We start from the raw sequence: 9,240 nt of genomic DNA on the forward strand, positions 1-9,240 counted from the left end.
CTGTTCCAGCCGAACTTGCCGGGAACTCGAGGAGAAGACCGAGTGACTTCCCACCGTCCTGCCTCCGTCATCATCATGGCCGCCGGGCAGGGGACCCGGATGAAATCCGCCCTCCCCAAGGTGCTACACGAGATCGGCGGGCGCAGTCTCGTCGGTCACGCCGTGGTCACCGCGCGTGCGCTCGCGCCGGAGCACCTCGTGGTCGTGGTCGGTACCGGCCGTGAGCTGGTCGAGGCCCACCTGACCGAGATCGACCCCGGAGTCCGTACCGCCGTCCAGGAGCAGCAGTTGGGCACCGGCGACGCCGTCCGGTCCGGCCTCACCGCGGTACCGGCCGATTTCGACGGTACTGTCGTCGTCACGTCGGGTGACGTCCCGCTGCTCGAGGCGGAGACGCTGACGGAGCTGGTCGCCGAGCACGAGCGCAGCGGCAACGCGATCACCGTGCTGTCGGCGCGGGTGCCGGACCCGACCGGTTACGGCCGGATCATCCCCGGTGACGACGGCAGCGTGGCGGGCATCGTCGAGCACAAGGACGCGACGCCCGAGCAGCGGCAGATCGACGAGATCAACGCCGGCATCTACGCGTTCGACGCAGCCACCCTGCGCGACGGGCTGACCCGGATCACCACCGACAACGCGCAGGGCGAGCTGTACCTGACCGACGTACTGGCGATCGCGAAGAGCGACGGCAAGCGGGTCGGCGCGCACGTCACCGAGGACGCGATGCAGACCGAGGGCGTGAACGACCGGGTCCAGCTGGCCACCCTGCGCGCCGAGCTCAACCGGCGCACCCTCGACACCCTGATGCGGGCCGGCGTCACCGTGGTCGACCCGAACACCACCTGGGTCGACTCCACCGTCACCCTCGACCGCGACGTCACGCTGCTGCCGAACACGCAGCTGCACGGCGCCACCAAGGTCGCCACCGGCGCCACGATCGGCCCGGACACCACGCTGACCGACATCGAGGTCGGCGAGGGCGCGACGATCATCCGGACCCACGGGTCCGGCGCTGTGATCGGCGCGGGCGCATCAGTCGGACCGTTCGCCTATCTGCGGCCCGGTACGACGCTGGGCGTGAAGGGCAAGATCGGCACCTTCGTCGAGACCAAGAACGCCTCGATCGCCGACGGCGCCAAGGTCCCGCACCTCACCTACGCCGGCGACGCGACGATCGGTGAGGGCGCCAACATCGGCGCCGGCACGATCTTCGCCAACTACGACGGCGTCAACAAGTTCCACTCCACCATCGGCAAGTACTCGTTCGTCGGCAGCAACTCGGTGCTGGTCGCACCGGCCGACATCGCCGACGGCGCCTACATCGCGGCGGGCAGCGCGATCGACGGGCCGGTCGGCGCCGGCGAGATCGCGGTCGCGCGTGGGCGGCAGCGCAACATCAAGGGCTGGGTCGCCCGCAAGCGGGCCGGCACGAAGACGGCGAAGGCCGCCGAGGAGGCGCTCGGCGCCGCATCGGATGCGCTCGACGGTTCACAGAGCGACACTGGCGAGAAGGCGTAACGGGAGGCTTGGCCATGAGTGGAATGAAACGGGCGACCGAGAAGAACCTGATGGTGTTCTCCGGACGGGCCCACCCGGCCCTGGCCGAGCAGGTCGCGGAGGAGCTCGGGTCGGGCCTGGTGCCGACCTCGGCGTACGACTTCGCCAACGGCGAGATCTACGTCCGGTTCGAGGAGTCGGTCCGCGGCTCGGACGCGTTCGTGATCCAGAGCCACACCTCGCCGATCAACGAGTGGATCATGGAGCAGCTGATCATGGTCGACGCGCTGAAGCGGGCGTCGGCCAAGCGGATCACCGTTGTGCTGCCGTTCTACGGGTACGCCCGGCAGGACAAGAAGCACCGCGGCCGGGAGCCGATCTCGGCCCGGCTGATGGCCGACCTGTTCAAGACGGCCGGCGCGAACCGGCTGATCTGCGTCGACCTGCACACCTCGCAGATCCAGGGCTTCTTCGACGGACCCGTCGACCACCTGATGGCGCTGCCGATCCTGACCGACTACGTGCGGGAGAAGTACGGCGAGCAGCAACTCGCCGTGGTCTCGCCGGACGCCGGCCGGATCAAGGTCGCCGAGCAGTGGTCGGCCCGGCTGAACAACGCGCCGCTGGCCTTCATCCACAAGACCCGCGACATCGACCGGCCGAACGAGACGGTCGCCAACCGGGTCGTCGGTGAGGTCAAGGGCCGGGTCTGCATCCTGGTCGACGACATGATCGACACCGGCGGTACGATCACCAAGGCGGCCGACGCGCTGATGGCCGACGGCGCCGCGGGCGTGGTGATCGCGGCGACGCACGCCATCTTGTCCGGCCCGGCGGTCGACCGGCTGAAGAACTGCCAGGCCACCGAGGTGATCGTCACCAACACGCTGCCGATCCCGGCCGAGCGCGAGTTCGACAAGCTGACCGTGCTGACCATCGCGCCGCTGATCAGCCAAGCCATCCGCGAGGTCTTCGAGGACGGCTCGGTGACCAAGCTCTTCGACGGCCGCGCTTAAACAGACGTCTTCTTCCAGGCGTAGTACGCCGTACCGAGGCTGGCAGCGGTCATCGGTACGGCGGTGATCAGACCGGCGACGCCGTTGCCGGGGACGACGAATGTCGCCACGATGACGAGCCAGAGCACCGGGATCCACCGCGGTACGGCGCGCGATCGCAGCAGCCCGACCGCCTGGAGAACGGTGCCGACGGCAACGAGTAGCGAGCCTGGGATGAGCGCGCCGAAGATGTGTCCCATATCGTCGTTGATCCGCTCGATCACCGACGGGTCGACGCCTGGCGCCGTGGCGAAGTAGTACGCCGATGCCCAGCCGCCGACGCCCACGGCGTACAGGGCGGTGCCGATCCACATGATGATGCCGCCGACGGTTGCCCAGGCGGCGCCGCGTGCCTTGACGAGGTAGACGGTCAGCAGTGCCTGAGCCGGGACGTTGATGACCAGGTTTGCGGCGAGCGCGACGAGTAGGCCCCACCACAGCCCGCGGTGCGGCTGGATGTCGGCGTACGTGTAGGTCTCGCCGCCGCCGGACGGCTCGGGCCAGAGCAGGCCGCCGGGGAGGGCGGCCAGCGCGGTGAGTGCCAGGGCGAGGGCGACGTAGCCGACCCTGCGTGGGGTGGCGGTGCGGACTAGGGTTTCGGTGGACATCTCGGGTACCCCCTGATGGAGAATTTCGGACCTTCTCAGCGAACCGCCAGGGGGCGGGCGGGCACATCGGAGCGGGCGCGGAGATGGATCTCCGTGCTGACCCGGAGCCGCGGAGGGCGCCCCGGACTTACGCTGACGACATGCGGTGGCCGCGATGGGCGACGCTCGGCCTCTTCCTGCTCGTCCTGACGATGGCGGCGGGGAGCGGCTGGTTGCTGCACACGCACCCGGCCGGCGAGCACACCGTCCGCAACTTCGTGGCCCTCGGCGGAGTCAGTACTGCGATCGCCCTCCTCGGTCTACTCATCAACCGCAAAGTCCCCGGCAACCTGGTCGGCCTCCTGCTCACGTGGGTCGGCACAATCGCCATGTTCCTGGCCGCACGTGACGTGTACTACGCGATCGTGGTCGCTGACCCTGAAACGCTGCCGTTCGACAGTCGCGTTGTCGCACTGCTCGACGAGAGCGGCTGGTGGCTCTTCATCGCGGTTGCTCTGCTCTTGCTGCACTTCCCCGACGGACTGCTTCCGGGACGGCGCTGGCGGACGGTAACTCTTGGGTTGGTGGTGCTCGGGTTTGCCCAGCAGGGCTTCGGAGCGGTTGCGACGATCCCCTTTCCAGCGCCGCTCGAGGACCTCCCCAGACCCTTCGGTCGGCCGCCATTGGTGATCCGGGTGCTCAGCGAGGTCGCCTTCGGGCTGATGCTCGCCTTGCTGATCGCCGCCGCCGTCTCGCTCTTCGTCCGCTTCCGCCGCTCCACCGGCCGAGTGCGAGCCCAACTCAAATGGCTCTCACTCGCAGGCCTGGCCGTCGTCACGTTCCCGTTCGTCTGCCTGTCCGAGATCCTCCTCACCGGCGAGACCGGCCTGATCTCGACGGTCTTCGGCATCGCCACCCTGATCGCCCTGCCCGCCTCGGTGGCCGTCGCCATGCTCCGCCACAACCTGTACGACGTCGACCGGGTGATCGCCGACACGGTCACCTACGCGATCGTCATGGTCGTCCTCCTAGGCACCTATGCCATGACCGCCCTGACCCTGGGACTCTTCCTGGGCAAGGGATCCGCCACCGCCGCCGCGATCGCCACCGCAGCCTGCGCTCTCGTACTGGCACCCCTGCGAGCGCGACTGCAACGCCTGGTCGACCGCCGCCTCTACCCACCCCGCCGAGCCGCCCTGCTCGCGATCGAAGACCTGCAACGCCGGATCCACACCGACCAGGCCCAGCCGGAGGAGCTGGAGAAGTCGCTGCAGACTGCGTTGAGGGACCCCACACTCCGGGTCGGCCTGCTGGTGCCTGGCGCCGCAGGATTGATCGACGCCAAAGGCAGCCCGGTCGGAATCAGCGGCGGTGTCCCGGTGATGCTCGGCGGCGTACAGATCGGACTGCTGGAAGGCGAGACCGGTCCCGCCGTACTACGCGCTGTCGCGACCAGCGCCGCAAGTCTCGTCGAGGTCAGTCGCCTGCGAGCCGAATTGGCCGGAGCACTGCGCGAGGTGGAAGCCAGCCGCACCCGACTCATCCAGGCCGGTGACCAGGAACGCCGACGGCTGGAGCGTGACCTCCACGACGGCGCCCAGCAGCGACTCGTCTCGCTCGGCATGGCCATGCGGCTGGCGCAGCGGCACCTCGACGACGGCACGGTCGACGTGAACGGGCTGCTCGATCAGGGCGTTGCCGAGCTGGCGACGGCGATTGCCGAGCTCCGTCAGATCGCTCATGGACTGCGGCCGACGAGCCTCGATGACGGGTTGCACGCGGCGCTCACGGCGATCACACAGACGTTGCCGATCCCCGTTCAGCTGCACATCGGGCCGGGGGAGTTGCCCGAGGACCTGGCGACGACGGCGTACTTCGTGGCGGCCGAGGCGGTCGCCAACGCGGCGAAGTACTCGCGGGCGACGTCGATCGCGGTACGGGTGGCGCAGTCGGCTGATGATGTCCGGATCCGCGTCGAGGACGATGGGTGTGGGGGTGCGATGCCGAGGCCTGGTTCTGGGTTGAGTGGGTTGGTGGATCGCGTTGCGGCGGTCGGCGGGTCGTTGTCGATGAACAGTCCGGCTGGGCGCGGTACGACGATCGAGGCGGTACTGCCATGCGGATCGTGATCGGGGAGGACTCGGCGCTGTTCCGCGAGGGGCTTGCGCGGCTGCTCGACGATGCGGGGCACGAGGTGGTCGGGCGGGCCGGCGACGCCGTGAGCCTGTTGACGGTGGTGGCTGAGACCACGCCGGATCTGGCGGTGATCGACATCCGGATGCCGCCCGACCACACCGATGATGGCGCTCGGGCGGCGCGACAGCTCAGGACGTCGTACCCGGAACTGGGGATCGTGTTGCTGTCGCAGCACGTGGAGACGCGGCACTCGGTGGAGCTGGTGAGCACCGGCGGATTCGGGTATCTGCTCAAGGATCGGGTGCTGGATGTCGACCAGTTCCTGGACGCGCTGACCCGGGTTGCCGCGGGCGGTTCGGCGTTGGATCCCGAGGTCGTCGGGCGGCTACTGGGACGGGCCGATCGCCTTGCCGCGTTGACGCCACGCGAGAAGGAGGTGCTCGCGTTGATGGCCGAGGGCTGCACGAACGCCGGCGTCGGCCGTCGCCTGTGGCTCAACGAGCGCACGGTCGAGACGCACGTCGCCAGCATCATGGGCAAACTCGGCCTGTACTCGAATGCCGAACACAATCGCCGCGTTCTCGCAGTACTGGCATATCTTGGCCAGAACTGACTGAAACGAGGTGCTGATGCGAATCGCCGTCTTCCACCCCGGCGCGATGGGATCCCAGCTGGCGAAGCAATTGGTTGCTGCCGGCCACGAAGTCCGCTGGGCCCCGTCCGGCCGCAGCCAAGCATCGGTCGAGCGCGCCGAGGCCGCCGGATTGATCGGTACTACGTTCGCCGACGCGGTCGGCTCAGCCGAGGTCGTGCTCTGCTCCTGCGCACCCCAAGGCGCCGTCGAGGTCGCGCGCCAGGTAGGCGCGGCCGGATTCGGTGGCATCTACATCGAGGCCAACCCCCTCTCCCCGAAGTCGCTCCAGGCTGCGCAGGACGCGTTGCCTGCCGCAACCTTCGTCGACGCGGGCGTAGTCGGCCCACCACCCACCGGCGGCCCGAGTCCGACCCATCTGATGCTCTCTGGCTCCGCCGCCGCTGCAGCCGCCGACCTGTGGACCGAAACTGCGGTGACTCCCATGGTCGTCGGGGATACAGTGGGAGCTGCCTCGGCCGCCAAGTCGGCCTATGCCCTTTACAACAAGGGAAAGGCGGCACTTGCCGTGCTGGCTTTTCAATTGGCGGAGAAGCATGGGGTGACAGAGGCGTTGACGGCTCAACAGGTCCGGGCAGATGCGGGGTCGTTGAAGGATCCGGGGTTGCCCGAGGCGCTGCGGAGCGTGGCGTGGCGCTGGGGCCCGGAGTTCGACGAGCTGGGGGAGACGTTGGACGCCGCCGGTCTCGAAGGCGACGCCGCGAGAGCCCTGCGCAAAGTCTGGAGCAAGCTTGATGAGTGATGAGTTCTACTCGCACGCGAGGTTGTACGACCTGATGTTCCCGGGCGGTCCGGCCGTCGATTTCTACCGGGCCGAGGCCGATCGGCAAGGCGGGAGCGTACTGGAACTCGGGTGCGGCACCGGGCACAAACTGATCCCGATCGCGGCCGACGGGCATCCGTGCGTCGGCCTGGACTTCTCGTCGCAGATGCTGGCGGAAGCTCAGCGGAAGGCGGACGAGCGCGGTGTAGCGGTGGAGTGGATCCAGGGCGACATGCGGGCCTTCGAGCTGGGCCGCACCTTCGACTTCGTGTTCATCACGGCCAATTCGCTCCTGCATCTGCAAGAGGCCGAGGATCTGGTGAGCTGCTTCCAGTCGGTACGACGACACCTGGCATCCGGAGGACGGCTCGTCTTCGATGTCTTCAACCCGAGCGTGCGCCTGCTGGCCGAGGCCGATGGCGTACGGCGTACCCGGGAGGCGTTGTCGTTCGTGGATCCTGACCGTGGCAGCGTCAGTGTCGATGTCGCTGAGATCTACGACTCGCCCGCGCAGGTCACCCGCGGGACGTGGTACCTCTCGACCGACTCCGAGCCCGATTTCGTCGTCGTACCGCTCGAGATCAGGAGCATCTTTCCGCGGGAGCTGCCGCTGCTCGTCTCGCTCGGCGGCCTTCGGCTGGTCGAACGCTTCGGCGACTGGTCCGGTCGGCCGTTCGCCGCCGATGCGCAGCTTCAGCTGTGCGTCTGCGAACCCGTCAGTCCTTGACGACCCGACCGCCGACTTCGGCGTACGACGGGGGACCGGGCTGAGCGAGGACGAGGGAGCCGTTGCCGTGGTGGATGGTGAGGCGGCGGCCGAGCGCGGCGGCCAGACGCATGGAGGCGGAGCCGCAGGCCTCGTCCTCAGCGATGCCGAAGCGGCGAGCGAAGACGCGGACCCGGACGGTGCCGGCCTGCTCGTCTTCCCAGGCCCAGAGCTGGGTCGCGTCCTGCTCCGGCGTGAGTGGGCCGGTGAGCTGGTCGACGGTCTCAGGGGAGTCGAGGCGTTCATGCCACCAGGGCGGTGCGGAGGCGAGGGGGCCACGGACCCAGACGTCGTCGCCGTCCTGCCAGGTGGGTACCTCGCCGGCCGGAGGCCGTAGTACGGCGGGAGCCTTGCCCAGCTCGCGGGTGAGCACCCAGGCGGCGCCGACCGACGGGTGACCGGCGAACGGGAGCTCCACCGCCGGGGTGTAGATCTTGAAGTCGGCCCGCTCGAGATCGTCGAAGAAGATCGTCTCGGGGTGGCCGAGCTCGGCGGCGAGCTGCTGCCGGTCGGCCGGATCGGGGATCGAGGCGCCGTCGAGCACCACCCCGAGCTTGTTGCCGAAGTTGCCGGCCGGATCGGCGAACACCCGCACCACCTGCACGTCAGTCATACAGGTGACGTTATCTGAGGCGGCGTGCGACGGTTGGGTCCACTGGGCTGTCGTGGAGGAGGGCGGCCAGGGCTTCTACGCCGTCGACTAGGCGGGGGCCGGGGCGCGCGAAGCAGCCGTTGGCATCTACGGCCCAGACCGGTACTGCGGGTGGAAGCGCTCCGTTGTCGAGCAGCTCTTGGGTGAGGGCGGTTGCGGCGTCCAGGTCGAAGCCGCAGGGGGCCGAGACGATCACCTCCGGGCGGGCCGCCTCGATGGCGGGCCAGGTGGTGCGTACGGAGCGGAGGCCGGCCGTGCCGAGGACGCTCACGCCACCGGCGTACTCGATCATCTCCGGGATCCAGTGGCCGGGGGCGAACGGCGGGTCGGTCCACTCGAGCAGCATCACCCGGGTGCTGCCCTGGATGCGGACCTTCGCCAGGCGCTTGCGCAGGTCCTCGACGAACCGGCCCGCCGGGCGGCCGATGGCGTTGCCGATCACCTCGATCGAATCGAACACCTCGTCGAGGTCGTGCGGGTCGGTGGTCACCACCTCGGCCTGGCAGCCGAGGTAGGACAGCGCCTCCTCGACGTCGTCGACGTCGATCGCGCAGACCTGGCAGAGGTCCTGGGTGATGACGAGGTCCGGGTCGATGCCGCGGAGAGCGTCGCGGTCGAGCTTGTAGAGGTCCTCGCCGGCGGCGACCCGTTCGCGGACGGCGGTGTCGATCTGGAGCGGGGTGAGACCTTCGGGGAGGCTGGTGGTGGATACGATCCGCCGGGTCCGCGCCTCGGCCGGGTAGTCGCACTCGAAGGTCACGCCGAGCACGTCGTCGCCGCCCCCGAGAGCGAAACAGATCTCGGTGGCCGACGGCAGCAGAGAGACAATCCTCATTTTCACAACACTAAGCCGTCATCGTCCTCAACCGCAGATTTGCCTGCGGCCGGGTTCAGGGAAGGAAGGCGGGGTGGGAGAGAGGCCGCAGATTTGTCTGTGGTCGGGCTCAGGGAAGGAAGGCGGGGTGGGGAGGGGCGGGTGGCGTTTCCGGAGGTGGGGGGGGGGGGGGGGGGGGGGGCGCGCCCCGCCCGGGGGGGGGGGGGGGGGGGGGGCGGGCGGGCCGCGGGGGGGGGGGGGGCGCGGGGGGTCTGGGGGGAGGAGGCGGCGCGGGCCCGCGCGCGCCGGGCCGGG

9 protein-coding genes are annotated in these 9,240 nt (G+C 69.2%); 6 read left to right on the forward strand and 3 right to left on the reverse strand.

All coding sequences use genetic code 11. From position 1 onward, the window contains the following. The first annotated feature begins 42 nt into the window (after positions 1 to 42). A complete protein-coding gene (gene glmU / locus ACIA12_RS39970; protein ID WP_396372677.1) occupies positions 43 to 1,521 on the forward strand; it encodes a bifunctional UDP-N-acetylglucosamine diphosphorylase/glucosamine-1-phosphate N-acetyltransferase GlmU in 1,479 nt (492 codons plus the stop codon). A 14-nt stretch (positions 1,522 to 1,535) separates the two neighbouring features. Further along, positions 1,536 to 2,516, forward strand: a complete 981-nt coding sequence (locus tag ACIA12_RS39975) for a ribose-phosphate diphosphokinase (RefSeq protein ID WP_328328431.1) — start codon at positions 1,536 to 1,538, stop codon at positions 2,514 to 2,516. Here the strand turns inward: ACIA12_RS39975 and ACIA12_RS39980 are convergent. Continuing rightward, positions 2,513 to 3,163, reverse strand: a complete 651-nt coding sequence (locus tag ACIA12_RS39980) for a hypothetical protein (RefSeq protein WP_396372678.1) — start codon at positions 3,161 to 3,163, stop codon at positions 2,513 to 2,515. The two genes, ACIA12_RS39975 and ACIA12_RS39980, sit on opposite strands and share 4 nt — an antisense overlap. A 140-nt stretch (positions 3,164 to 3,303) precedes the next feature. Here ACIA12_RS39980 and ACIA12_RS39985 point away from each other — a divergent pair, with 140 nt between their 5' ends. From ACIA12_RS39985 to ACIA12_RS40000, 4 genes are read left to right on the forward strand one after another with little or no spacing between them, the layout of a single operon-like run. After that, positions 3,304 to 5,271, forward strand: coding sequence for a sensor histidine kinase (locus ACIA12_RS39985; protein ID WP_396372679.1), 1,968 nt, complete (start codon positions 3,304 to 3,306; stop codon positions 5,269 to 5,271). After that, positions 5,259 to 5,891 (forward strand): response regulator transcription factor, encoded by a 633-nt coding sequence (locus ACIA12_RS39990; protein WP_396372680.1) that lies wholly within the window; start codon positions 5,259 to 5,261, stop codon positions 5,889 to 5,891. Before ACIA12_RS39985 ends, ACIA12_RS39990 begins: the two co-directional genes overlap by 13 nt. A gap of 16 nt (positions 5,892 to 5,907) precedes the next feature. Continuing rightward, on the forward strand, positions 5,908 to 6,672 hold the full coding sequence (locus tag ACIA12_RS39995; RefSeq protein WP_396372681.1) for an NAD(P)-binding domain-containing protein: 765 nt from the start codon (positions 5,908 to 5,910) through the stop codon (positions 6,670 to 6,672). Then, on the forward strand, positions 6,665 to 7,420 hold the full coding sequence (locus ACIA12_RS40000; RefSeq protein WP_396372682.1) for a class I SAM-dependent methyltransferase: 756 nt from the start codon (positions 6,665 to 6,667) through the stop codon (positions 7,418 to 7,420). Before ACIA12_RS39995 ends, ACIA12_RS40000 begins: the two co-directional genes overlap by 8 nt. Here the strand turns inward: ACIA12_RS40000 and ACIA12_RS40005 are convergent. Together ACIA12_RS40005 and ACIA12_RS40010 are read right to left on the reverse strand one after the other, a co-directional pair. Continuing rightward, the gene (locus ACIA12_RS40005) at positions 7,410 to 8,072 is read right to left on the reverse strand and encodes a PhzF family phenazine biosynthesis protein (RefSeq protein ID WP_396372683.1); all 663 of its coding nucleotides are present in this window, start codon (positions 8,070 to 8,072) and stop codon (positions 7,410 to 7,412) included. The two genes, ACIA12_RS40000 and ACIA12_RS40005, sit on opposite strands and share 11 nt — an antisense overlap. Positions 8,073 to 8,082: 10 nt before the next feature. Further along, positions 8,083 to 8,946 carry a cobalamin-binding protein gene (locus ACIA12_RS40010; protein ID WP_396372684.1) on the reverse strand — a complete coding sequence of 288 codons (864 nt, stop codon included), beginning with the start codon at positions 8,944 to 8,946 and terminating at the stop codon, positions 8,083 to 8,085. Between the last annotated feature and the right edge of the window lie 294 nt (positions 8,947 to 9,240).

The sequence above is a fragment of the Kribbella sp. NPDC051620 genome (genome assembly GCF_044453825.1).
Classification (GTDB): domain Bacteria; phylum Actinomycetota; class Actinomycetes; order Propionibacteriales; family Kribbellaceae; genus Kribbella.